The 22,423-nt window shown below is 50.8% G+C and carries 25 protein-coding genes and 1 tRNA gene; 19 read left to right on the forward strand and 7 right to left on the reverse strand.

Going from position 1 to position 22,423, the window contains the following annotated elements; genetic code table 11:
- Position 1 precedes the first annotated feature (1 nt).
- The 4 genes from ACN06F_RS08510 to nudC are packed head-to-tail and all read left to right on the forward strand — an operon-like array spanning position 2 to position 2,783.
- Positions 2-799, forward strand: coding sequence for a class I SAM-dependent methyltransferase (locus ACN06F_RS08510; protein WP_038484026.1), 798 nt, complete (start codon positions 2-4; stop codon positions 797-799).
- Positions 792-1,271, forward strand: coding sequence for a ribonuclease HI (rnhA, locus tag ACN06F_RS08515; RefSeq protein ID WP_038484029.1), 480 nt, complete (start codon positions 792-794; stop codon positions 1,269-1,271). The genes ACN06F_RS08510 and rnhA overlap by 8 nt, the downstream gene beginning before the upstream one ends.
- Positions 1,259-2,011, forward strand: coding sequence for a DNA polymerase III subunit epsilon (dnaQ, locus tag ACN06F_RS08520; protein WP_038484032.1), 753 nt, complete (start codon positions 1,259-1,261; stop codon positions 2,009-2,011). The genes rnhA and dnaQ overlap by 13 nt, the downstream gene beginning before the upstream one ends.
- The gene (nudC, locus tag ACN06F_RS08525; protein WP_038484035.1) at positions 2,004-2,783 is read left to right on the forward strand and encodes an NAD(+) diphosphatase; all 780 of its coding nucleotides are present in this window, start codon (positions 2,004-2,006) and stop codon (positions 2,781-2,783) included. Before dnaQ ends, nudC begins: the two co-directional genes overlap by 8 nt.
- 23 nt (positions 2,784-2,806) lie before the next feature.
- Here the strand turns inward: nudC and ACN06F_RS08530 are convergent, their stop codons facing one another.
- On the reverse strand, positions 2,807-3,118 hold the full coding sequence (locus tag ACN06F_RS08530) for an SCP2 sterol-binding domain-containing protein (RefSeq protein WP_198349751.1): 312 nt from the start codon (positions 3,116-3,118) through the stop codon (positions 2,807-2,809).
- Between the two features lie 139 nt (positions 3,119-3,257).
- Between ACN06F_RS08530 and sohB the strand changes: the two genes are divergently transcribed.
- Positions 3,258-4,304 carry a protease SohB gene (gene sohB, locus ACN06F_RS08535; protein ID WP_038484041.1) on the forward strand — a complete coding sequence of 349 codons (1,047 nt, stop codon included), beginning with the start codon at positions 3,258-3,260 and terminating at the stop codon, positions 4,302-4,304.
- Between the two features lie 31 nt (positions 4,305-4,335).
- Here the strand turns inward: sohB and ACN06F_RS08540 are convergent, their stop codons facing one another.
- Positions 4,336-4,656: an ArsR/SmtB family transcription factor gene (locus tag ACN06F_RS08540; RefSeq protein ID WP_038484043.1), complete on the reverse strand. Its 321-nt coding sequence runs from the start codon at positions 4,654-4,656 to the stop codon at positions 4,336-4,338.
- Between the two features lie 286 nt (positions 4,657-4,942).
- Here ACN06F_RS08540 and ACN06F_RS08545 point away from each other — a divergent pair, with 286 nt between their 5' ends.
- From ACN06F_RS08545 to ACN06F_RS08555, 3 genes are all read left to right on the forward strand, one after another.
- The gene (locus tag ACN06F_RS08545; protein ID WP_038484046.1) at positions 4,943-6,859 is read left to right on the forward strand and encodes a propionyl-CoA synthetase; all 1,917 of its coding nucleotides are present in this window, start codon (positions 4,943-4,945) and stop codon (positions 6,857-6,859) included.
- Between the two features lie 159 nt (positions 6,860-7,018).
- Complete coding sequence (locus ACN06F_RS08550; protein ID WP_038484049.1) at positions 7,019-7,693, forward strand: 7-cyano-7-deazaguanine/7-aminomethyl-7-deazaguanine transporter; 675 nt, start codon at positions 7,019-7,021, stop codon at positions 7,691-7,693.
- 47 nt (positions 7,694-7,740) lie between these two features.
- Positions 7,741-8,547: an alpha/beta fold hydrolase gene (locus tag ACN06F_RS08555; RefSeq protein WP_433925010.1), complete on the forward strand. Its 807-nt coding sequence runs from the start codon at positions 7,741-7,743 to the stop codon at positions 8,545-8,547.
- A gap of 29 nt (positions 8,548-8,576) precedes the next feature.
- Here ACN06F_RS08555 and ACN06F_RS08560 read toward each other — a convergent pair whose 3' ends face one another.
- Both ACN06F_RS08560 and ACN06F_RS08565 read right to left on the reverse strand, forming a co-directional pair.
- Entirely contained in the window at positions 8,577-9,962 is a 1,386-nt protein-coding gene (locus ACN06F_RS08560; RefSeq protein WP_433925011.1) for an exonuclease domain-containing protein, read from the reverse strand.
- A 26-nt stretch (positions 9,963-9,988) separates the two neighbouring features.
- Entirely contained in the window at positions 9,989-11,149 is a 1,161-nt protein-coding gene (locus ACN06F_RS08565) for an ABC transporter substrate-binding protein (RefSeq protein ID WP_095602910.1), read from the reverse strand.
- A 147-nt stretch (positions 11,150-11,296) separates the two neighbouring features.
- On the opposite strand from ACN06F_RS08565, the gene ACN06F_RS08570 reads away from it, so the two are divergent.
- The 8 genes from ACN06F_RS08570 (at position 11,297) to ACN06F_RS08605 (ending at position 16,017) form a co-directional block, all read left to right on the forward strand.
- Positions 11,297-13,003 carry a potassium/proton antiporter gene (locus tag ACN06F_RS08570; RefSeq protein ID WP_038484061.1) on the forward strand — a complete coding sequence of 569 codons (1,707 nt, stop codon included), beginning with the start codon at positions 11,297-11,299 and terminating at the stop codon, positions 13,001-13,003.
- Positions 13,004-13,061: 58 nt separating this feature from the next.
- Positions 13,062-13,152: transfer RNA gene (locus ACN06F_RS08575), tRNA-Ser, on the forward strand.
- 110 nt (positions 13,153-13,262) lie between these two features.
- The gene (locus tag ACN06F_RS08580) at positions 13,263-13,436 is read left to right on the forward strand and encodes a hypothetical protein (protein WP_167541175.1); all 174 of its coding nucleotides are present in this window, start codon (positions 13,263-13,265) and stop codon (positions 13,434-13,436) included.
- Positions 13,437-13,522: 86 nt separating this feature from the next.
- Positions 13,523-13,684 carry a hypothetical protein gene (locus ACN06F_RS08585; RefSeq protein ID WP_231656915.1) on the forward strand — a complete coding sequence of 54 codons (162 nt, stop codon included), beginning with the start codon at positions 13,523-13,525 and terminating at the stop codon, positions 13,682-13,684.
- Positions 13,685-13,840: 156 nt separating this feature from the next.
- Entirely contained in the window at positions 13,841-14,152 is a 312-nt protein-coding gene (locus tag ACN06F_RS08590; RefSeq protein ID WP_038484152.1) for an addiction module antidote protein, read from the forward strand.
- 37 nt (positions 14,153-14,189) lie between these two features.
- Positions 14,190-14,693 (forward strand): hypothetical protein, encoded by a 504-nt coding sequence (locus tag ACN06F_RS08595; RefSeq protein WP_198349731.1) that lies wholly within the window; start codon positions 14,190-14,192, stop codon positions 14,691-14,693.
- A gap of 97 nt (positions 14,694-14,790) precedes the next feature.
- Positions 14,791-15,258 (forward strand): GNAT family N-acetyltransferase, encoded by a 468-nt coding sequence (locus ACN06F_RS08600; protein ID WP_038484158.1) that lies wholly within the window; start codon positions 14,791-14,793, stop codon positions 15,256-15,258.
- A gap of 228 nt (positions 15,259-15,486) precedes the next feature.
- Complete coding sequence (locus ACN06F_RS08605) at positions 15,487-16,017, forward strand: hypothetical protein (protein WP_433925012.1); 531 nt, start codon at positions 15,487-15,489, stop codon at positions 16,015-16,017.
- Positions 16,018-16,107: 90 nt separating this feature from the next.
- Here ACN06F_RS08605 and ACN06F_RS08610 read toward each other — a convergent pair whose 3' ends face one another.
- Both ACN06F_RS08610 and ACN06F_RS08615 read right to left on the reverse strand, forming a co-directional pair.
- The gene (locus ACN06F_RS08610) at positions 16,108-16,887 is read right to left on the reverse strand and encodes a transporter substrate-binding domain-containing protein (protein WP_415965714.1); all 780 of its coding nucleotides are present in this window, start codon (positions 16,885-16,887) and stop codon (positions 16,108-16,110) included.
- A 148-nt stretch (positions 16,888-17,035) separates the two neighbouring features.
- Positions 17,036-17,341 carry a hypothetical protein gene (locus ACN06F_RS08615; RefSeq protein ID WP_193060419.1) on the reverse strand — a complete coding sequence of 102 codons (306 nt, stop codon included), beginning with the start codon at positions 17,339-17,341 and terminating at the stop codon, positions 17,036-17,038.
- A gap of 179 nt (positions 17,342-17,520) precedes the next feature.
- On the opposite strand from ACN06F_RS08615, the gene ACN06F_RS08620 reads away from it, so the two are divergent.
- Together ACN06F_RS08620 and ACN06F_RS08625 are read left to right on the forward strand one after the other, a co-directional pair.
- Positions 17,521-18,867 (forward strand): type II toxin-antitoxin system HipA family toxin, encoded by a 1,347-nt coding sequence (locus ACN06F_RS08620; RefSeq protein WP_433925013.1) that lies wholly within the window; start codon positions 17,521-17,523, stop codon positions 18,865-18,867.
- A complete protein-coding gene (locus ACN06F_RS08625; protein ID WP_089038352.1) occupies positions 18,864-19,166 on the forward strand; it encodes a helix-turn-helix domain-containing protein in 303 nt (100 codons plus the stop codon). Before ACN06F_RS08620 ends, ACN06F_RS08625 begins: the two co-directional genes overlap by 4 nt.
- A 32-nt stretch (positions 19,167-19,198) precedes the next feature.
- On the opposite strand, the gene ACN06F_RS08630 is transcribed toward ACN06F_RS08625, so the two are convergent.
- Positions 19,199-20,932 (reverse strand): PilZ domain-containing protein, encoded by a 1,734-nt coding sequence (locus ACN06F_RS08630; protein WP_433925014.1) that lies wholly within the window; start codon positions 20,930-20,932, stop codon positions 19,199-19,201.
- A 301-nt stretch (positions 20,933-21,233) separates the two neighbouring features.
- Here ACN06F_RS08630 and ACN06F_RS08635 point away from each other — a divergent pair, with 301 nt between their 5' ends.
- Positions 21,234-22,403: an alpha-hydroxy acid oxidase gene (locus tag ACN06F_RS08635; protein WP_433925015.1), complete on the forward strand. Its 1,170-nt coding sequence runs from the start codon at positions 21,234-21,236 to the stop codon at positions 22,401-22,403.
- Positions 22,404-22,423: the final 20 nt, after the last annotated feature.

Genomic DNA, 22,423 nt, shown 5'->3' on the forward strand with positions numbered 1-22,423 from the left:
CATGTCAACTTCGTCAACGGCAACTCGGCTCGCCCAGCAGATGGCGGAAAGCCAAGCGTACTGGCAAACAGAGGCTGGCCGCTCGCTATGGGAAACGCAGCGAGCGTGTTTGGGGCCGCTGGTTGAAGGGCGCAAAGGTGGCCACAGTTTAGAGATGAGCATGGGGCCGACGTTGATGACGATGTCGGCTATTCCTCATGTCATTCGCTGGTCACCGACGAGAGCAATGGCGGAGGCTTCGTCCACGTTAGTTTGTCCGCCTGATCACCTTGCCTTACCAGACCGCAGTTTAGAGGTGGTGATTATTCATCACTGGCTAGAGCATTTGCCAGATGCCCATCACACCTTACAAGAGGCTGCCCGGGTAACTTCCGATAGCGGTGTGTTAGTTCTGTTTGGTTTCAATCCGCTAGGATTGAACGGGTTAACCCAGCGTTGGCGTAAGCAGCAAGGGAATTTCCCTTGGAGCGGGCAGTGGCGTACGGCTAGCCGTTTGCGCGATTGGCTGGCGTTTGTCGATTTTGACGTAGAACGCGTAGACTACTGCTGTTTTCGGGGGCCGATGAGCACCACCTGTGGAGAGCGCTGGGAAGCGTTGGGACGCAGGCATAATTTACCATTGGGTGAAAGTTACATGATTCAAGCGCAGCGGCGACAACGCCATGCGCCGGTAGAGCGTCTTAAATTTGGGTTGCGTGCACCGATCACTCCCACTTCTCTGGGAGCTACACGAACCGGTGTTTCTGCGCGATACCACTCAGGTCAACGTCGTCTAGAAAAGGATAGTGAAAGTGAGTAAGCAAGCAACCGATGGGTTGCCTCGCGTTACGGTGTATACCGATGGGGCCTGTCGAGGAAATCCGGGCCCAGGTGGCTGGGGTGTAGTGCTGTCAAGCGGGCAGCATGAAAAGACGTTAAAAGGCTTCGAAGCAGATACCACTAACAACCGAATGGAATTAATGGCGGCCATTATGGCGTTGCGAACGCTAAACAAGCCGTGTGAAGTGGCTCTCTGGACCGATTCCCAGTATGTGCGCCAAGGAATTACTCAATGGATTCACAATTGGATTAAGCGAGGCTGGAAGACAGCGGCCAAGCAACCGGTTAAAAACGCTGAGCTTTGGAAGACCCTTCACGAGGAGACTCAGCGGCATCGTGTCGAGTGGCACTGGGTAAAAGGGCATAGCGGGCACCCCGGTAATGAGCGCGCCGATGCGTTGGCTAACGAAGCCATTGATGAGCATAACAGGAGAGCAGCATGCGCCAAGTGATCTTGGATACGGAAACAACCGGCATTGACCCAAAAGATGGTCACCGATTAGTGGAAATTGGTGCCGTTGAAATGATTAACCGGCGGTTTACAGGGCGCTCCTATCATCAGTATATAAATCCTGAACGGCATATTGATGCTGAAGTCGTGGCGGTTCACGGTATTGATGACGCCAAGGTGGCGAATGAACCGGTGTTTGCCGAAATAGCCGATGACTTCTGGGCATTTATAGCAGGAGCCGAGCTGGTGATTCATAACGCCCCCTTCGATGTGGGGTTTATTGATCACGAGCTGACCATGTTAAACCAGCGGCGACGGTCCCCCGCGTTAGGTCCTGTTAGTGAACATTGCCGCATTCTTGATACGTTGGTGATGGCTCGTCAGATGCACCCAGGCCAGCGTAATAGTCTCGATGCGTTATGCAAGCGTTACGACATTGATAACGGTCATCGTGTGTTGCACGGCGCATTGCTTGATGCCGAGATCCTAGCCGACGTCTATTTGGCGATGACCGGCGGGCAAACGGCGCTGACGCTTGATTCAGAAGCATCGTCAGGTGAGCAGCAAAATAATCAAGCCAATGAGGGGCTGTCGGTGCAGCGTTTAGCGTTGACGCGAGGGCAGTTAAGGGTCGTCCGGCCTAGTGAGGAAGAGCGCGCCGCTCACCAAGCTAAATGTCAGGCGCATCAATTACGTTGGTTCGAGGGTGGTTGGTCTGAAGGTAATAGTGCCGATGCTTAGACGAGAAATTCCCCATTATGCGCGAGAAGGTCGTGTTATCCGCGTGTCCCGTAGTCATCTAGCGCCAGCACCGTTGGCTGAAGGTGGTGAGTTGACGCCGTTACAGCCGACTCAACCGTGGGACGAGCGGATGCAGCCGCTGTGCTACTGGCACGATGAGCCGGTGGCGCTGTTAGTGGAAAGTAAGCCGGGTGAGGACTGGATAGATGGACGGCAGTGGCTAGGGGAGTTGACTGCTTCCTGGTTCAGCCTGTTATCGACGGCGCTTCAGGTCGGTGCTTGGTTAGAGAACCATCGTTTTTGTGGGCGTTGCGGTGAGAAGGCAACCAAGTTGGAAGCTGAGTTTGCGATGCACTGTCATGCCTGTGGGCATCGTAACTATCCGCGCATTTCACCCTGCATTATCACGCTAGTCACCAGTGGGGAGGCGATGCTGTTAGCACGAAGCCCAAGATTCCCTCCTGGACGTTACTCAACACTTGCGGGCTTCATTGAGCCTGGGGAGTCTGCTGAAGAAGCGGTACATCGTGAGATATACGAAGAGGTAGGCGTACATGTAGAAAATCTTCGTTATCACCAAAGCCAAGCGTGGCCATTTCCGCACTCACTAATGTTTGGTTTTTTTGCAGAAGCGACGACGCGGCGCATTCATATCGATGGTGTGGAGATTAGTGATGCCGCTTGGTTTTCGCCAAGGCAGTTACCTTCATTGCCACCACCGTACTCAATTTCACGTGAACTTATTGAAGCGCATCTCGCCCGCTGGCGTTGAATGCTCGCGGGCGAGAACGGGCGTTATTTACTGGGAAACAGGCTGGTCAGCTTAGTGGCCAGCATGACATTGCCGGTAGCTTTCAGCTTACCCGTCATAAAAGCCGTCATGCCGTTGATGTCGCCGCTCATGATGCCTTTAAGCGTATCTGAACTCATGCTTAGGCTTACAGAAGGATCGTCGTGCTCGCCTTCGTGTGCGTTCAGAGTTCCATCTTGGATAACCATGTAATGGCTGCCCGCGTCAGAGAAATGAAATTGAAATACCTCATCCATTCCTTTGGCAGCTTCTGGGTTAAAGCGCGACTGAAGTTTATCTAACGTGTTCGATGACATTATAAATTCCCAAAAGTTATTTGGTCGTTAACCAAGCAGGTGTAAGGCGTTAGGTGAGTTAGTTTCTCACGACGCTATCAACGAGGTTATTTTAAACAAGTGTTTTAATCAAGCTGGATTGTCGAGTAGGAGAGAAGGCATGAGTGACTGGATGGTAGAGATGGGCACGTTTTTGATTCAAGCCACCTTGCTGATGGCGATGGTGGGCATCGTGCTGGCGTTAGTGTTGCGTAATAAGGAGAGTGGGGATAATAGCCTTAAGCTAAGCGTAGAGTCGCTTAATGACCAGCGGCGCTCTCGTGGCCGCAGGCTGCGCGTTACCACGACAGAACAAGGTGCACGGAAAAAACTGGTAAAAGCGTTTCGCCAAGAAGAGAAAGCAAAACACAAGGCCGCCAAGCAAGGTAAAGGAGAGGCTCAGAGCGCTCAGAAGGTATGGGTGTTGGACTTTCATGGTGATCTCAAGGCTTCGCAAACTGAGCAGTTTGCTCAAGAAGTTTCCGCGATTATTGATGTTGCCGCAGCCGAGGATGAAGTTGTCGTGCGGTTAGAGTCGGCGGGCGGGCTCGTACATGCCTATGGCTTAGCGGCAGCGCAGCTTGACCGTCTTCAAGCAGCAGGTTTAACCACGACGGTATGTATCGACAAAGTGGCCGCCAGCGGCGGCTATATGATGGCGTGTACGGCCAACCATATTAAAGCTGCGCCGTTTGCGGTGATTGGCTCTATTGGCGTTGTGGCTCAGGTGCCTAATATTCATCGCTTGCTAAAGCGCAATGATATTGATGTCGAACTGCTGACGGCGGGCAAATACAAACGAACCTTGACCGTGCTGGGGGAAAATACCGAAGAGGGTCGTGAGAAGTTTATTGATGATTTAGAAAATACCCATCGGTTGTTTAAAGAGTATGTCTCTCAGCATCGTCCTGACATGGACATTGATGCACTAGCGACGGGTGAAATTTGGTACGGCAGTGAAGCGTTAGAACAGAAACTGACCGACAGCATTGGTACCAGTGAGGCGTATTTGGTAGAGCGCATGGCGCAGGCTCAGGTGTACAGCGTGAAGCTTGAACCGCCGAAAACCCTCAGCCGTAAGGTAGGCTTGGCTGTGTCGGCGGGCGTCGAGCAAGCCATTGTTAAAGGGCTTGGTTTAATCGATGCGGCTGGTTGGCAACGTCGATAGTCGATAGCTACTGTTAATAGCTGCTTTTCAGTTAGGTGGCGTAGTGGTGCGCCAGGGTGTCAATAATCGCCTTGGCGCTTTCACTACTTAGTGAGTAGTAAATGGTTTGCGATTCGCGGCGAGTGTCGACCAGTTGATCGCGACGCAAAATTGCCAAGTGTTGGCTTAACGCGGACTGGCTCAGCTCCAATTGCTGGTTGATTTGAGTGACTGAGAGCTCTTTTTCTGCCAGAAGGCAGAGTATTTGGAGACGTTTTTCGTTTGCCAATGCTTTAAGTAGATTAGTGCCCGCCTCAATGGCGTGGCAATCATGTTCAAGCAAACGGGCAGCGGCGCTAGTAGAAGCAGACATGAGGATCTCCTTGCCTACACTGTTGTGACAGCGTTGTTATAGGTTATTTAGGCATCGTCGCGTCGCGAGGATCAGTTGTTGAATGATCAGTAATTTAGCGGTGTTTGTCCAAACACTGGTTTAACGATCTATCAATGGTAGTGAAGTAGTGTTTTGTCGACAATGATGTTGGGCGTGTAGCGCTTTAGTCGCGATTTATCCCATAGTATGAGGGTGTGGCGGCTATTTTCTTTATAAAGTGTCAACAATCGATCGCTTTCATTGACACAATAAAGGCAAGCCCATCATGAGCCTCTATCAGCAAACTTATCAGCAATCTGTCGAAAACCCCGAAACATTCTGGGCTGAGCAGGCCAAGCGACTGCCTTGGTTCAAATTTCCTTCCACAATTCTTAGCTATGACGATCAGCAACATGCTCGCTGGTTTGACGATGGCGAACTGAATATTTGCTACGCGGCGATCGATTATCACGTTGAGCAAGGCAGGGGTGACCAGCCTGCTATTCTATGGGATTCTCCCGTTACCCAAACAAAGCAAGCCATTACCTATCAAGCGTTGCGTGATCGTGTCGCGCAGTTTGCCGGAGGACTTGCTCGCCTTGGTGTGACGAAAGGGGATCGAGTGGTTATTTACATGCCGATGGTGCCAGAAGCGCTTATCGCAATGTATGCCTGCGCTCGATTAGGGGCGGTTCACTCGGTGGTATTTGGTGGCTTTGCACCCCACGAACTGGCGGTGCGCATCGAAGATGCTGAGCCAAAAGTAGTGATTGCTGCTTCCTGTGGCATAGAAGTAGATAAAGTGCTTCCTTACAAACCTATTGTTGATCAGGCCATTTCACTCAGCAGTTTCAAGCCGGATGCCTGCGTCGTTTTTCAACGTGAAGCCCACCGTGCAGAACTTCACGAAGGCGACCATGACTGGCAAACATTGGTAGCGGATGCACCGTTTGCTGATTGTGTTCCCGTAAAAGCGACCGATCCACTCTATGTTCTTTATACCTCTGGCACGACAGGTAAGCCCAAGGGGGTTATGCGAGATACAGGCGGATATGCGGTAGCATTAGCCTATTCGATGGAAGCAATCTATGCCCTGAACCCTGGCGATGTGATGTTCACGGCGTCGGATGTAGGGTGGGTAGTAGGACACTCTTATATTGTGTATGCGCCGCTGCTAAGAGGATGTACCACAATAGTGTATGAGGGGAAACCCGTTAAAACACCTGATGCAGGCGGCTTTTGGCGGTTAATTGACGAGTACAAGGTTAAAAGCTTTTTCACTGCGCCGACAGCCTTCCGCGCCATCAAAAAAGAAGATCCTGATGCCAAGCTGCTAGCTAATTATGATATCAGCAGCCTTGAACACTTATATGTAGCCGGTGAGCGTTTAGACCCTCCGACGTTTCATTGGCTCGATGACCTGCTGGATGTACCGGTAATCGATCATTGGTGGCAAACTGAAACCGGCTGGCCTATCGCAGCAAACTTGCCGGGCATTGAATCTGCGCCCACCAAAGCAGGCTCGGCAACCTTCCCGGTGCCTGGTTTTAACGTGCAAATTTTGGATCGTGACGGTGAGCAAACAGACCCAATGCAGCAGGGCAGCGTGGTCATTAAGCAACCACTTCCACCTGGCTGCCTTACCGGTATCTGGCGTGATCCCCAACGTTTTCATAGTGCCTACATGGCAGCCTACCCGGGTTATTACCTGACTGGCGATGGTGGCTACTTCGATGAAGAGGGATACTTATTCATCATGGGTAGAACCGATGACGTGATCAACGTTGCCGGACATCGTCTTTCTACCGGCGAAATGGAAGAAATCGTCGGTGCGCACCCTGCGGTGGCTGAGTGTGCCGTGATTGGTATTCACGACGAGCTAAAGGGCCAACTACCCATCGGACTAGTGATCACTAAAGATGGTTTTGATGGCGATGAAGCAACGCTTGAAGCAGAGCTGATTAGTCGAGTGCGCGAGCACATTGGGCCGATTGCTTGCTTTAAGCAGGTGTTGGTCGTCAATCGATTGCCTAAAACCCGCTCGGGTAAAATCTTGCGCAAGTTGCTGCGTAATATTGCCGACGGTAAGTCGTTCGGCATTCCCTCAACCATTGATGATCCGACTAGCTTAGAAGATGTGCATGCGGCGATGCGCGAGCGTTCTGTCGGCGCGTCAGGTCAAGCTAAGTCGCTAGACGTTTAGGTTAAAACGTTGCTAATAGCGTGATGAATAGAGTCGCCCCGGCAGGTGGGCGACTTTAATTACCTAACGGAAGGCGTATAATGCGCGCCCCAGTGGCGTTAACCGCGCTTAAATGAGGGTTCCCTAACCCCTCGGACTTGCAAAAAAAGGCCAACCTGCATGTTTGCATTAACCGACACCCAGCACCGCCGTTGCCTTCTGGTAATGGTCGCGTTTCATATTGGTATCATTGCCGCCAGTAACTACTTGGTCCAATTGCCATTTACCCTGTTTGGTTTTCATACCACCTGGGGCGCGTTCAGTTTCCCCTTTATCTTTCTTGCAACGGACTTAACGGTTCGTTTGTTCGGGAAAGGACCGGCTCGCTCAATCATACTGCGGGTCATGTTTCCGGCGCTGGTGATTTCCTACGTTGTTTCGGTAATTTTTCCACGGGGAAGCTTTGCCGGTATCGAAGCCTTGGGTGAATGGAATTTATTTGTTGCCCGTATCGCGTTGGCTAGTTTCCTTGCTTACGTGCTAGGCCAGTTGCTCGATGTTCAAGTGTTTGATCGTCTTCGTCAGTGGGCGTGGTGGGTAGCTCCTGTTTGCTCTACCGTATTGGGCAATCTAGCGGATACGTTTGCTTTCTTTGCGACCGCATTTTATAACAGCCCAGACCCTTTTATGGCCGAACATTGGGTAGAAATAGCCGTGGTCGACTACGCCATTAAGCTAGGCATTAGTCTATTATTCTTCCTGCCTTTATATGGCCTGTTGTTAGCGTGGCTAACGCGTCGGCTAGTCGTGTGGACAGGGCAAACTGACGCATCCCCCCAAACCGCAAACGGCTAGGCTTAACGACCAAGCATAAATCCAAGCGTAACGACTGAGGAGCCCGCATGACTGATGATTCCCGTGTTGATCTTTATGTGATCGATTTGCCCGACGAATCAGGTAGCGACGATCAACTACCTCTTGTGGTGATCCACGGTTTGTTGGGTAGCGCCGATAACTGGCGTTCGCATTTAAAGGTTTGGCAGCGCAGTAGGCGGGTCATTGCTGTGGATCTTCGTAACCACGGCCGTTCACCTCATGCAGAAGGTATGAGCTATACCGCTATGAGCCAAGATGTGTTGGAGGCGCTCGATAAGCTTGGGATCGAACGCGCACATGTATTGGGTCACTCCATGGGCGGGAAGGTGGCTATTACGCTGGCGCGTATGAACCCTGAACGCTGTGCGTCACTGATGGTGGCAGATATCGCCCCGGTAGCTTATCAGCATGGCCACGACGATGTATTTGCTGCACTCGAACGGGTAAAAGCGGGTAAACCCACTAACCGCCGTGAAGCCGATGCCTTATTGGCCGAGCATGTTGACTCCCGTCCAACTCGGCTGTTTCTTGCCACCAATTTAGTGCGCAATGAGCAGAGTGAGATGGAGGTGCGCGTTGGGTTGGATGAAATTCAACGTGGTTATGAAGCGATTATCGGCAAACCTGATGGTGACCGCGCTTTCGAAGGGCCGACACTGGTGCTTAAAGGCGCTGATTCGCACTACGTCGCAGATGACATGCTACCAGCGCTACGCGAAGTACTGCCACGCGCAAGAGTAGTAACACTTAAAAACGCCGGGCATTGGCTTCACGCCGATCAGCCAGAAGCATTCCAGCAAGCCGTTGATACATTTATGGCCGCCAACGCGTAGCCTTGCAGGCAACGCTAAGTAGCGTAGAGCTAGAGCGGCAGCACCGTCAGGTTGTGCCGCTCTGGTTCGCGTAAAAAACGGTTTAGGATGCGATAAGTATCCACATCAAATTTAGCAGTGACTCCCTTTAGCCCCAATGCACGCTGTTTGGTCGTGGCGCTGCCTAAATAGCACCAGTGATCGACCACATGGTGGCTAGTTGGGCCATTTTTACGGCTTTTCTCGCGAATAATAATTCGCCCCGGCCAAGGCCATGTTTTTACTTGAAAAGATGCTAGTGCTTCTTGAGCACGCTGCGTGTGGTTTTCAAGTGGCTCCTGTCCACAGCAGGCGCCTCGACACTTGCCTAACTGATTAGCAAAACACCGTCCTGTTCCCTTATCTATTCCTAGCGCTTGCGGACAAAGCTGATGTGTTTCGGCAATATTACGCAGCGCATCTTTAGCTTCTTTGGCACTGCGAAACAGCCCAAAGAGCTTTCCCGGCTGAGGCTGGCTGATGGCTTTGCCGCTGACCAGCGTTGGGCAAGGTTGATCGGTTGGCCAATACCACGTTTTTAAATGCCCCTGATGGCGTAACTGTCGGTTCATAATCGGCATCAGCTCTTTGACTAGTTGAGCCTCTCTTAGCTGGGCGCTTAAATCGCCAGCGGTTTCTTCCCACTCAATGTGCTGTATTTGCTGGGCAAGGCGCATTTCTTTGTCGTCCTGGTGGTCGCGCTGGAAATGGCCAAGCACGCGGCTGCGTAAATTAATGCTTTTGCCAACGTACAAGGGAAGGCGGTTGTGACCATAAAACAAATAAACCCCTGGAGAAGCAGGAAGCCCGGTTAGTTGCTCACTGGGTAAATGTGCGGGCAGGCTTCGGTGGCGCTGCTCATCGGCTAGAGCGGCTTGCCAACTGCCAGCGTCATACTGCTGCTGCCAGGTTTCCCACAGCTTCCAAAGCGCAGTGGCATCATCCTCTGCCCGATGCTGGCGGGCTTGTGGAATGTTGAAATGCGCCAATAAGGCGCGGAGATTGTGCTTGGGCAGTTCAGGTATTAAGCGGCGGGAAATGCGCAGTGTGCAGCGGAGTAGCGGCTGATAGGTAATATCGGCACGCTTGAACTCGTTGCGCAGAAAGCTGGCATCAAAGCGTGCATTGTGGGCTACGAGGCAGTCTTCACCGAGCCATTCGCGCAAGCTGTGCGCAATGGTCTGAAAAGAGGGCGCATCAATCAGCATTTCATCATAAATGCCGGTGAGCTGGCTAATGTGAGAAGGCACGCTGGTGCCAGGATTAATCAGGCTGACCCAGCGATCCACTATGTGATCATTGACTACCTTTAAGGCAGCAATTTCGGTAATGCGGTCACGCGTCGCACGGGTGCCTGTCGTCTCAACATCAATAAATATCAGTGGTGTGTTACTCATGGTGCTTGCGTCATTACTACCTTATTTCAGCGTACATCGGTCAACGTATGAGGATTGACGGCTAGCCGGGCAACCGGCAATGCTGTTTCGATAATACCTGCTTGCTCAAGATAGTGTTCGAATGATGCATAGCGTCGGGCATCAAGAGCCGCCGGACTAATGGCAATGCGGCGTAATAGGTCGTCCCAGGCGGCTTCGTTAATCGCATTATCCAGTACAGGATGGCTGCTAATCAGCAGTGACCACGCTGCTTCCGGGTTTTCGATAATCCAATTGCTCGCCTCTTCCAAAGCAATAAGGACACGTGACCAAGTGGCTGATCGTCTTGTTACTGTGTCGCTATTTGCCAGTAGTATCAAACCGTCATGACGCGGCACGTCAACGTCGTTGTAACGTACGGTGTGGGTGATAATGCCATCTGACGCCAGCTGTTGTGGCAGAGTGTGATAAAAGCCATCGGCGATTGCATCAACTCGGCCTTCTCGTAGGGCACTGGCAGCATCAAAGTGGACGCTTTCCGGCGGGGCGAAATCGTCGATTTGGCGAAATGAGGTAGGCACTAGCTGATCTGCCAGCACATCACGCCCTTCGCGGGTGGAAAAGCCATAGTGCAACCCTGCAAGTTGATCGGTAGTTTCGCCTGTAGGGACGTCTCCCGCCACGATGACAGCATTTAGTGGTGTCTCAATCAGCGTGCCAATACGGGTAATAGCGGCACCATCGTGAACGTGTAAATGCAACAACGGCTGACGCGTTAACGCCAGATCAACTTCTCCCGCCGTCAACAGTTTGATCGCGATAGATGGGTCTGCGGGGGTTAATAATTCAAGTTCAAGTCCTTGGGCAGCAAACAGGCCACGCTGCTTCGCCACAATTAAGGCTGCGTGCTGAGGGCTGACATACCAGTCTAGCATTAGACGAAGCTGCTTTAAGGGAGGCGGCTCTAATGGCGGTGGTGGTGCAAGCGCCATGCTGGGCGCTTCTTCCGGGTCATCTTCTGCTGCGTCATTGCCTGTAGGTGGCCATAGCCCAATGGGCAATGATACCTCGCTCTCAAGCGTAAGCGGCTCACTGCTACTAACTGTTTCGCTGTCTTCATTTGCGTAAGTGGCTGAAATTGAAAATAATAAAAAAATGCTTAATGTGAAGAATACAAGTGAACCGACACGCCAAAAAGCGTTCAACATAACCTTAACTCCCGATGGTATGACGCCGGAGTTTAGCTGTGAGGTGAAGGATCTGGCTAGCCCCTGTAAGCGACAAGCCTAACAAGCTCAGTAAATTGTACGGTGGCATGTAATAATAGAACGGCATTGATGGTGAGACGGAGAGACATGGACGCAATTTACACGTTCTTCTTAGTAGGCGGTTCCCTGATGGCGCTCAGCATTTTAGCGAGCCGTCTTTCTTCAATGATGGGAGTGCCGCTGCTACTGATTTTCTTAGGACTTGGCATGCTGGCGGGGGAAGAGGGCCTGCTAGGGGTTGAGTTTGACGATTACACCATGGCGTTCACGATTGGCCATCTAGCGCTCGCGATGATTCTGCTAGATGGTGGCCTTCGCACTCGATTAAAAACGTTCCGTGTTGGCTTTAGGCCAGCGCTCTCGTTAGCCACCTTTGGCGTCTTCATCACCAGCGCTATTGTTGGTGTCATTTCCATGTGGGTGTTTGATCTTTCCCTAGTACAAGGATTGCTTGTTGGGGCAATTGTTGGCTCCACCGATGCCGCAGCCGTGTTCTCGATGCTTAGCGGCCGTGGGGTTAACCTCAACGAGCGGGTAGGGGCCACGCTGGAAATTGAATCGGGTACCAACGACCCGATGGCCATTTTCCTCACGCTGATGTTGGTCGAGCTGTTGGTTGGTGATATTGGCGGCATTGGTGAAACACTGCTGTTCTTCATCTCCCAGTTTGGGATTGGTTTAGTTGTTGGTATCGGTGGTGGCTGGCTAAGCGCCAAGCTGCTGCGTTGGTTAGATCTAGCCCCGGGTCTTTATGCCATGCTAGCGCTGGCGCTTGGGTTTAGCGTGTTTGGGTTAACCAGCGTGCTAGGCGGCAGCGGCTTCCTGGCCATTTATTTAGCAGGGTTGATGATTGGTAATCAGCCTGGGCGCCACCTTAACTTTATTCTTCCGGTACACGACGGGTTGGCTTGGCTGAGCCAAATTGGTTTGTTCCTGGTGCTGGGCTTACTCGTCACTCCAAGCCAGCTCTGGGACGTGGCATTGCCAGCAGGGCTAGTTGCGCTAGCACTGATTTTTGTTGCACGCCCCCTTGCGGTGCTGATCACTATTAAGCCATTTTTCAAATTCCGCTGGCGAGAAACCTTCTTTATTGCCTGGGTTGGCTTGAGGGGCGCGGTACCTATTGTATTGGCTATCTTCCCGTTAATCGGCGGGGTAGAAAACGCCTCGTTGTACTTTAACGTAGCGTTTGCGGTGGTACTGATGTCGCTGCTTATTCAGGGCGGTTCGCTAACATTTATGGCGCGATGGCTGAAAGTAGAAGTACCTGTAGGCACCACGCCGAACCGCCGAGGGCCGCTGGGCATAATGCCGGATAATGATTTTGAGATGTTTGTTTATGTGGTCGAAAACGAAGACTTAGAAGATGTTCCTATCCGGCTACTGCGTTTCCCTTCGGGCGCATTGATTTCGGCACTATTTCGCAACCACGTTATGCTTCACCCCAAAGGGAGCACGCGGCTTAAGCTTGATGATGTTATTTGTGTCATTGGCCGCACCGAAGACCTCGTCGCGCTCAATCGCCTATTCAACGGCGATGCAAAGCTTAAACAAGAGCGGGCCTTCTTTGGTACCTTTACATTGGATGGCGAAGCGCAAATGCAGGATATTGCCCAAGCCTATGGTTTAACCTTAAGCCCCGGCGAGCAGGACATGACGCTTGCGGAGTTTATCTCGCTACGCGTCGGCGGCCACCCAGTAGTCGGCGACGATGTCGACTGGCATGGCATTCACTGGGTGGTTAGTGAAATGGAAGGCGGGAACATTACCCGTGTTGGCTTAAGGCTCTACTAATTAACCGGAAAGGCGTTGACTTCCAAGGGAAAGCTGTTATTATACGCACCCATAAGCCGGAGGGATGGCAGAGCGGTTGAATGCACCGGTCTTGAAAACCGGCATAGGTTAATAGCCTATCCAGGGTTCGAATCCCTGTCCCTCCGCCACCTCGATTATAAAGCCCCGTTTTTACGGGGCTTTTTTCGTTTCTAGGCTTTCTTTTTCCTTCCTAGCAGCGCCTCGATACTCTCCATCGGTTATTTAACGTGATGAGAACGTGATCGAACTTGGCTACCGCGTCTCTTGCCCGGTATGGCGTAAGGTGCGTATTTCACTCGGTCATGTTGAGAGAGCTGACCTAAGCAAGCTGTTAGTGAATATCAACCGCGCCCGTAACCAGGTCAACGAGTATGCCTCATTGAAAATTCAGCTACTAAGAATTCGTTGGTAAAAAAAGCCATTGCCGTTTGAGTTTTTTTCAATCGCTTAAAGTCAAGCTATCTCTTTTAATTTGTAGCTTAAAAGCTACAATGCATTATGACTGAACTTGCCCACTACCTTACCGCTGATGGCTATGACCCTTTTCAAGCCTGGCTGGTTGCCACTAAGGCTAAAGATCGTCAAGCCGCCATGCGGGTGCTAACACGCCTTAACAGGCTAGCGGCAGGTGGTACCAAGACAGTAGGCGATGGGGTGTGAGAGCTGTGCATTACCATGGCCCTGGCTACCGCGTTTACTACGCCAAGGTAGGGGCGCGCTTAGTAATGTTGTTAATAGGTGGTACCAAACAGCGCCAGCAGTCTGACATCGAATAGGCAAAAGCGTTTTTGGCCGACCACAAAAGGAGAATACGTCATGAAACGTCATGATGAAGCAGTTATTGAGATGCTGCGCACTGACCCCGGTATAGTTCTGGACTACCTGCGAACAGCGTTTGATGAGCTGGACGAAGAGGGGGGAGAGTCAGCCTTCCTGATGGCGCTGCGTCATGTCGTTGAAGCTCAAGGTGGAATGGCGCTGGTAGCAGAACGTGCCAAAGTATCACGCGAAAGCCTTTATCGCGCCTTGTCCCCCAAGGGCAACCCAACACTTCGAACTATGACCGCGGTGATTAAAGCCACAGGCGTTAACTTCCGCGATCTTACTCATCAAGCGCCAGCAAACTAAAACCACTTAAAAGAAGTGTATCGAAGCGCACGAAGCTATGAAATATCAAAAACTGCACATAATTGGTGGTCCGGGAAGCGGAAAGTCATATATTGCTAGAAGGCTTTCAGAGAAATATGGTCTGCCCCAGCACGATTTAGATGACATATTTTGGGACCGAAACCATACGGATTACATCAGGTCTAGCGACGAGGCACGGCAAAGAAACTTAGAGTCAATCCTGTCGAATGACACCTGGATAATTGAAGGGGTCTATTATAAATGGCTAGAGAAGTCCTTTGAGGGCGCCGATAAGATAATTGTTCTCAATACGCCAGTGTTGCTGAGGCAATGGAGAGTTCTGCGGCGCTATTTGGGCTACAAACTTTCACGTAGCCACGAAAAAGACGAAACGTTTGCAAACCTTATTGAACTGATATCTTGGAACCAAAAGTACGACCGGGACAATCTGGTACGGTTTTATGCATTTTCCAAAGCTCAAGCTCATAAAATAGTAGTTTGCAGCAGTTTCTCTGAGGTAGAACGAGCAGTTAATGCATAACCAAACCATCAATTACGCTCCCTTCGGTCGTAGAACGCTCGTTCCTCGCGCCGTTTATGGTGGGCATTAGCCGGAAGCAGTGGCATCAAAGGGATCTATGAGAACCAGAGAAGCGGAAGCAACGGACCTAGAAGCATTATTGGTACTGAATGAGCAAATAGGTACTTTACATTTCGAAAATGCACCAGAAGCATTTACAAAGCCTTCCGCCGCTGACAAAGAGTTTTTAAAAAATGCTCTGAGTGATAAGTCAAGGCTGTTTTTGGTAGCAGAAGTAGAAAGTAGAGTTGTCGGATTTCTAACGGCAATAATCACTAAAAACGAGACAATACCGTTTCTAGTTAGCTGTCCGGTTTGTCGTGTAGGGACGATAGTCGTTGATGAAAAGTATCGTGCTTCAGGCGTTGGCACAAAACTTATGTCGGCATGTAGCAAGTGGGCTGCCTCGCAAGGCGCGGAGCAAATCAGGCTAGAGGTTATGGCCTTTAACCAATCAGCACAAAAGTTTTATCAGAAGCTAGGTTTTAAAGATCACTCCCACATCATGTGCAAACTTATCGGCTAATAAGTGGTTCAAACCGTTCGCTTCGCTCACTACTCCCCACGGCCTATTCACTCATAACGTTCCATCGAAGCGCTCTCAAGCGCTTTTTTAGTTGAGTGAGATGTGGGGTGATTTTTTGTGACAGGTTTCGCTTCCTAAGCTACTGTCATCTTAAGGATTGTGAGTGATTGCGATGGACTGGTTTCGACCTTAAGTCACGTTGAGTAGCGCTAAAAAAGGGAAGTAAGCATGTTTAAAAAAACCAATTTATTCTCTATTTCGACCGCTGTAGCGCTTTCTCTGCTGCTAGTTTCCTCTACGCTGGCCAGTGAGGCCAGTGAGGCCAGTGAGGCCAGTGAGGCCAGTGAGGCGAATGGAGTGTATAGCGAGACGGCAACAGGGATGGTTGAGCTCGTTGTTCAAGCAATCTGTGATGGTGATATAGAAAGGCACCTTGGGATGCATCAACGGAAAATTGAGCCGGATCCCTATTATGAAGAGAAATTTTCTGTCTTCCATGAAGCATGTAACGATGCGGGTATTGCGGAGATTGAAGTAACCTCGGATTTTGATGATGACGTCATGCAAGAGCAGAAGCGGCGCTATTTAATTGACGCGAATATTGTGATGGTAGACGGGGCTGTTTACACAACGTCGATTCGAGTGGCTTGGGGCTCAATCCAGGGGCCAGAAGGCAGCGAGCCCGTTGAGACGTGGCGATTAGCTGGGCTGAGTAGAGTACAAGTACCCATTCTTAATGAAGCACTGTCTCGGAATTAGATTTAGGTTGTTCTTTACTTAATACAACGACCCCAGGGGTAATCGTAGCGTGTTATCCCTGGGGTTATAGGTGGCGAGATAGTGACAGTTTTAGATCTTGATATCGTAGTCGACGTATTTGTTCATTAGCTCGTCGTAGGTACCGTCTTGCTTGATTTCTCGCAGTGCCTCATTGAACAGCTCCGCCAGGGCTTCATTACGAGGATGGAAGGCTGCCGCCACGCCATGTCCGAAATAGTGCTTGGGCTCGCGGATCAGCGGCGAGCTGGTAACAATCCCACTGCCTTCAGCGTTAACTTCAAGCGATGACAGCGCTAGTGGGTAATACATAAAAGCTGCGTCTAAACGACCTGTTCTAATGTCTACCGCGAGATCTTCGCCTGTTGCATAGCGCCGTACGTCAACGAGATCGCCGTAGGTGTCGGTGATGTACTCATCGCGGATGGTGCCACGCTGAACGCCTACCGATATGCCTTCAAGGGCGTCGTGATCCTCAATATCGATCTCTTTGCCTTCCTGAGTCACCCAGACACTAGGGTTGCTGTAGTAGGGTTCTGAGAACAGCACTTGCTCGCGGCGCGCATCGGTGATTGCCATTGAGGACATGATGGCGTCGTATTTGCGTGCTAATAAGCCGGGGATGATGCCGTCCCAGCCTTGCTCTACCCATTCACACTCACGCTCGATGCGTCGACATACTTCTTCACCCAGCTCCACCTCAAAGCCTGTTAGGGTGCCGTCGGGCAAGCGATACTCAAAAGGCTCAAAGGGAACATCAACAGCGAGGCGAAGTGGATCGTCGGAGTAGGCTGGAACGGCAAATAGCAGTGATGTAAGCGCCGTTGCTATTCCTATGTGACTGCGGAGCATAGACTTTCCTTTTTTCGTTTTTATATAAGGTGTTGATTAAGCAATTTTGCATGATTCGCGTAATAGGTAAAGTGCTTTATAAAGGCTTGTTAAAAGCTTCTAAGGAGTCAGGGCCTTTTGTCGTTCCTAAACACTTAGCTTTCGCGATTTAGCCGTTTGGCTTTATGATTTTGATCGTAATGGCCACTACTGTGCATGCCAGGGCAGGTAAAACAACGTCTAATACCGAATCCAGCGTCCAGCCACGCCAAACACCTTCAAATATGCCCACCGGTAATGTTTGCCCCCATTCCCAGCCACGTTGAACGGCTAACCTGTATTCATGTTGTGCAATCTCACGTCCAAGCAACAGTGCTATCGCGATGGCACCGGTGACTCTTGCGTTTGCAAAAGGAAGTAGAGCCATTTGAATCAGCAGCGCGATAAACACATGCTCTAAATGGGTAATATTCACATTAGGCTCCAATATGGCGCTCGTGTGGATAATTTAGTGTGCACTATAGTGCTCATTAATTCTTTTTTGTAGTTATTATGTGCGCTAAACTGCTCATAAGTAATCGGTGGAAGAGTTTTTGAGCACTTTACTGCGCATCAGTAATTTCGGACATCAGCGGCTTTCGACATGGGTGATTCGTGAAGTTAACGATACAGGTTCATTTTGAACAAGCGTGGCATGATGCGGCTGAATTGTCGTTGCCTAACCCTGAGCAGGGTACTCGCGGGGAATCTCGGCTGCGCTATGCGACTGACTATGCCGTTGAGTGGCTATTTCAAGATGACTTGCACGCTTGCAGTATGCGGTTGCCTATCGAGTTAATGCTGACCCATGAATCGCCACACTGGTTTGGTTTCTTGGAAGACATTATGCCGGCGGGCGCTAGCCGACGTTTTTGGGTGGATTATTTAGGGCTTCACGATTTACCGGTTGGGCAACAGGATGCTGAATTGCTGGCACGTGGCACTATCGCGCCGGTCGGCAACTTACGAATCAAAGAATCAGTGCCTGATCTCTCCGTAAAGAAAGCCTTAGAGGAGCGACGGTTTCCGCTGCAAAGCGTTGTAGAGCGTCAGGTGGACTTTTTAGAGTATGCCCAGCAGATGGGGGCGGCCAGTGGTGGTGCCACTGGGGCTGGCGGTGAAGCGCCAAAATTGCTGCTTAGATTGACGAACGACGACCACGTCTGGATTGATACTTGGCAGGATGAAAACCACCGATCTGACCTACCCATGCTGGTGAAATTCCCGCGCGGTAGACGTTCAGCTGACGATTGCGACATCTTGAGAGCTGAATATCACTACTATCAGGAGCTTGCATCGTTAGGGGTGGCCACGATAGATACCGAACAGATGCGTTTGGTGGAGGGAGAGCGTTACCCGTCTCTGTGGTTACCCCGTTTCGACATGCAGTACCTCGACGGCACTTGGGTTCGCTATGGCCTGGAGTCAGTCTACTCCTTGGTAGGCGCCGCGCCGGGCACCTTTCTGCATCATGGCGAAACAATCCGCCAACTGATTAGTTTGCTGAGCGCTCAATATCGCGTGCAAGAACAAGGCGCTGTTTTCGAGGGCGAGCGCTTTGCTTTGGAGTGGATTAAGCGTGATTTGTTGAATATCGCTTTCGGCAACTCTGACAATCATGGCCGGAATACGGCGTTATTGAAGCGCCCCGAAGGCATTGAACTTGCCCCCGTATATGACTTCGCGCCCATGAAGGCTGACCCCGAGGGGGTGACACGAACAACGCAATGGGGAACGCCCCTGGAAGTTGGCGGGGAGTACGATTGGCGAGGAATTGCCGACACCCTGGCAGACGTTGTCGATCCAGAACGAGTGATGGAAGAGCTCCGTGCGCTTGCATTGAAGCTAGAGGGCGTCGATGAACGCTTGGCTGCCCGTGGAGTTCCACCCCGAATCCTTGACATGCCTGCAGTCGGCCTACGCACTATCAACACTCGATTCAAGCGCTGGGGGTTGTTATGAAGCGTTATTCTGATGATCGCGAAGAGGCCCTGGTTGCTCTGTTGAAACGTTTCTATGCGGGGGAAATCACCGATGGTGCGTTATTGCGTGCGTTACGCCGCGATGTGCTGGGGTTGAACCAAACACGTTATGCCGCTTTGGTGGGTATCAGTCGACGAACGTTATCGGATCTGGAAGGCGACAAGAACAATGTCACCCTAGAGGTTAAGAATCGTGTATTCCGGCCGCTAGGGTTAGAAGTGAGCTTGCTGCCGCGTAAGCGTGCTCTGTTGGAGCAGATATTGGCGTTCACCGAGTAACTTGCGTCGAGGGTAAGTGGTTCTCAAGACCGCTAAATTTTGAGTACCTTTACCCCATAATCAAAGGGATTGACGATGCCTTCGAGCTTGCCAATCTGGGTTATATCGCTTTGGAATATCACGCTACTGATGTTGGTTTCAGGAAAGCGCAGATTTTTAACGATATGAACCTGATTCGGCATGCCTTTTGCGTCGACATCCATAACCCAAGCCAGAAAACTGCCCGAGTATTTGGCCAAGCACCCAATTGGGTAAAGACCGTACACTTGGATGTACTCAACTAACACTGTTTTGTCGTAGGCCGTGTCTGCATTATTGACGATACGGTAAGCATCGAGGGGAGAGTGCGCTGGTTCTCCATTACGCGAGTGTAATAGCTTATTGACCACTTTGATGACCGCTATCAAACGAATTAGCTTCGATAATTGATGGCTGCGCTTCGCTGCGGGATAGCCAGAACCGTCTAGTCGCTCATTAGCATTCTCAATGACATCGCGGCAGGTGGGGCTTGGCTTCCAACCTAGCGCGTGAAGTTTATTGAGTAGCTCTTCGACATGGCCACTGAGAATTAACTTCTGCGCCGGGTTCATGCTTACCTTCAACGATGGTAATTCTTCGCTTACTAACAGTGGCTTGCCAATGGTGTGTAGCAGTGCACCGAGCATCGCTTCACGCACCTGTGGGTCGTGCGGGTCTCGGGAGAGTAGTAAGTCGGCCAGCAGACCTGCGACCTGAACGGCATGCCTAACCCAGTCTGGTTCTTCCCTCAGGTATGCCAGCGCATACAGAAACGCTTTGCGATCCTGTTCGATAAGATAACGCAGTGTATCAACGCAATCGTATAAAATATCGCTAGGGAATAACTCGCGATTTTTCATATACATCAGCGATATCTGAAGCTGATGGGCGACATCCATCACACCGCGTTCCATCGGCGGCTGGCGGCCTTGCTTCTCACGCTCTTGGGCTTCTCGCTGCAAGATTTTCTTCTCTTTGAGGCCAGGAATGAAAAGGGAAGAGTGATACGTCAGCTTATCGTTGGATCCGGTACGGTAGGCAGCTTCTCTCTCGGACTCATTAACGAATTGAAATAGGGTTTCGGCTTGTGATGTCGATAGGTTGATGAACTGAACGCCCACCGCCGCATAACCATGATTGCCAAAAGGGCGCATATGGCAGATTCTGCCTTCGGCAAAAAAGCTCTCTCCATTAGGAAATTCGAGTGTCACACCAGGAATGTTCTGGTCGACACCGATTGCTACACTGTCTGCCAAATCGATATCGACCATACAACCGCCGATTGAAAGGTTACGTAATCGCCCCAGCACATGAAGATTGTTGGAGTAAACCTCTAGGCCTACGCGGGCTAGCATACCGAGAATAAAAGGAATGCGAACCGCGCCCCTATTTTCTTGGACAAACACGGACTCTGGTAGCTGGCACTCTAGGCGGTAATGAGTGCTATCCGATTTCTGTAGTTTGGCAGCGACATTGCTGAGGCTGTATGTTTCACGCTCCATGGTATGGGCGCCTTTTAGTGCTTCTAAGTCAAAGTTGACGCTGCCATGAGCAAAATAACGCTCGATATCTAATCCTGCGTATTCGATTCCCAGTACCATGTGCCCAGTGCTCAGGTCTAGCTCTATAACCTCCGCGGTTAAGGCGTAGGGCATGTCCTTTGAATAAACAGAAAGCTCGTTAGTATGCTTCAGCAACGAGCGAATGATATTGGCTGAAGGATTTTGGTGCTGGGCGGGGGAGATCATCTGGAATACCTGCCTATGTGAGTCGTTTTTATTTGCCCAGGGCAAGGCACTAATCCTAGTTGTTATGCGTGCAAACTCGACACATTAGGTAGCAGTGTAATTACTTGGAGAGGCTTTTATACTGTTAAATTGATTAGAAATATCATGAACGTAAGACTAGTTTCCTGTTTATCAGGCTAGCAGTCAGAGGCACTGACCGCCAGTGTCATCACTGTTATATAATTATTTTCTTGAGTAATGCGCTATTTTGAGGTCATCTGTTATAGATGCTAATGAGAACAATATCTATTAAGGATGTGTTATGCCGATCTATACCAACATTGAAGACCTTCGTCGCCATTACGCCCGCCGTACACCAAAAATGTTTTATGACTATGCCGAGTCGGGCAGTTGGACAGAGCAAACCTTTCGTGAAAATACCAGCGACTTCCAGCATATTCATTTAAAACAGCGTGTTGCGGTCGATATGTCAGGGCGTTCTACGCGAAGTTCTATGCTGGGCGAAGATGTGGCTATGCCGGTTGCGCTTGCACCTGTAGGGCTAACGGGAATGCAATCGGCAGATGGCGAAATTAAAGCAGCACGGGCGGCTGAAAAATTTGGTGTGCCGTTTACGCTGTCGACCATGTCGATTTGCTCGATTGAGGACGTCGCAGAACACACTACGCAGCCGTTCTGGTTCCAGGTGTATACCTTAAAAGATGATGATTTTATGCGCCGCTTGTTTGAGCGTGCCAAGGCGGCTAACTGCTCAGCTGTTGTGGTCACTGTCGATTTGCAAGTACTGGGGCAGCGCCACAAAGATCTCAAAAACGGACTCTCTGCACCCCCTAAATTGACTGCAAAATCGATTGCCAACATGGCGGCGAAAATTCCTTGGGGTCTGGAGATGCTGAAAACCAAGCGTCGCTCATTTGGCAATATTGTGGGGCATGCCAAAGGGGTTACTGACCCTTCCTCATTGTCAGCGTGGACAGCAGAAGCCTTCGATGTATCGCTGGACTGGAAGCGTATTGCGCAATTCAAAGAGTGGTGGGGCGGTAAGCTGATTGTGAAGGGCATTATGACCCCTGAGGATGCGCGCTGTGCCGTAGAGATAGGCGCTGATGCCATTATTGTTTCTAATCATGGCGGACGTCAGCTTGATGGAGCAATGAGCTCGATCCGAATGCTGACAAGTATTATCGATGAAGTGGGTGACGAGATAGAAGTCCATCTCGATTCTGGTATCCGTTCGGGCCAGGACGTGCTGAAAGCGTTGGCGCTGGGGGCTAAGGGAACCTACATTGGGCGTGCTTTTACCTATGGTTTAGGGGCTGCCGGTGAAGAGGGCGTCACCAGGGCGCTACAGATTATCCATAAAGAGCTTGATACCACTATGGCGCTATGTGGCGAAACAGACGTTAGCCGCTTAGGCCCTCATAATCTTTATGTGCCGCATGGTTTTGCTGATCCTACTGTCAAGCTTTAGACCGCGCTCAGTGAGGTCTA

This window comes from Vreelandella sp. 21 (assembly GCF_050995515.1).
Taxonomy (GTDB): Bacteria; Pseudomonadota; Gammaproteobacteria; order Pseudomonadales; family Halomonadaceae; genus Vreelandella; species Vreelandella alkaliphila.

What these genes read in the sequence shown, in the direction of transcription:
- ACN06F_RS08555 (WP_433925010.1), top strand. Translation starts at nt 7,741, where the DNA reads ATGACTGATGATTCCCGTGTTGATCTTTATGTGATCGATTTGCCCGAC.
- ACN06F_RS08605 (WP_433925012.1), top strand. Translation starts at nt 15,487, where the DNA reads ATGTTTAAAAAAACCAATTTATTCTCTATTTCGACCGCTGTAGCGCTT.
- ACN06F_RS08550 (WP_038484049.1), top strand. Translation starts at nt 7,019, where the DNA reads ATGTTTGCATTAACCGACACCCAGCACCGCCGTTGCCTTCTGGTAATG.
- nudC (WP_038484035.1), top strand. Translation starts at nt 2,004, where the DNA reads ATGCTTAGACGAGAAATTCCCCATTATGCGCGAGAAGGTCGTGTTATC.
- ACN06F_RS08570 (WP_038484061.1), top strand. Translation starts at nt 11,297, where the DNA reads ATGGACGCAATTTACACGTTCTTCTTAGTAGGCGGTTCCCTGATGGCG.
- ACN06F_RS08530 (WP_198349751.1), bottom strand. Translation starts at nt 3,118, where the DNA reads ATGTCATCGAACACGTTAGATAAACTTCAGTCGCGCTTTAACCCAGAA.
- sohB (WP_038484041.1), top strand. Translation starts at nt 3,258, where the DNA reads ATGAGTGACTGGATGGTAGAGATGGGCACGTTTTTGATTCAAGCCACC.
- ACN06F_RS08635 (WP_433925015.1), top strand. Translation starts at nt 21,234, where the DNA reads ATGCCGATCTATACCAACATTGAAGACCTTCGTCGCCATTACGCCCGC.
- ACN06F_RS08565 (WP_095602910.1), bottom strand. Translation starts at nt 11,149, where the DNA reads ATGTTGAACGCTTTTTGGCGTGTCGGTTCACTTGTATTCTTCACATTA.
- ACN06F_RS08510 (WP_038484026.1), top strand. Translation starts at nt 2, where the DNA reads ATGTCAACTTCGTCAACGGCAACTCGGCTCGCCCAGCAGATGGCGGAA.
- ACN06F_RS08595 (WP_198349731.1), top strand. Translation starts at nt 14,190, where the DNA reads ATGAAATATCAAAAACTGCACATAATTGGTGGTCCGGGAAGCGGAAAG.
- ACN06F_RS08560 (WP_433925011.1), bottom strand. Translation starts at nt 9,962, where the DNA reads ATGAGTAACACACCACTGATATTTATTGATGTTGAGACGACAGGCACC.
- ACN06F_RS08540 (WP_038484043.1), bottom strand. Translation starts at nt 4,656, where the DNA reads ATGTCTGCTTCTACTAGCGCCGCTGCCCGTTTGCTTGAACATGATTGC.
- dnaQ (WP_038484032.1), top strand. Translation starts at nt 1,259, where the DNA reads ATGCGCCAAGTGATCTTGGATACGGAAACAACCGGCATTGACCCAAAA.
- ACN06F_RS08600 (WP_038484158.1), top strand. Translation starts at nt 14,791, where the DNA reads ATGAGAACCAGAGAAGCGGAAGCAACGGACCTAGAAGCATTATTGGTA.
- ACN06F_RS08545 (WP_038484046.1), top strand. Translation starts at nt 4,943, where the DNA reads ATGAGCCTCTATCAGCAAACTTATCAGCAATCTGTCGAAAACCCCGAA.
- ACN06F_RS08590 (WP_038484152.1), top strand. Translation starts at nt 13,841, where the DNA reads ATGAAACGTCATGATGAAGCAGTTATTGAGATGCTGCGCACTGACCCC.
- ACN06F_RS08610 (WP_415965714.1), bottom strand. Translation starts at nt 16,887, where the DNA reads ATGCTCCGCAGTCACATAGGAATAGCAACGGCGCTTACATCACTGCTA.
- ACN06F_RS08625 (WP_089038352.1), top strand. Translation starts at nt 18,864, where the DNA reads ATGAAGCGTTATTCTGATGATCGCGAAGAGGCCCTGGTTGCTCTGTTG.
- ACN06F_RS08585 (WP_231656915.1), top strand. Translation starts at nt 13,523, where the DNA reads ATGACTGAACTTGCCCACTACCTTACCGCTGATGGCTATGACCCTTTT.
- ACN06F_RS08630 (WP_433925014.1), bottom strand. Translation starts at nt 20,932, where the DNA reads ATGATCTCCCCCGCCCAGCACCAAAATCCTTCAGCCAATATCATTCGC.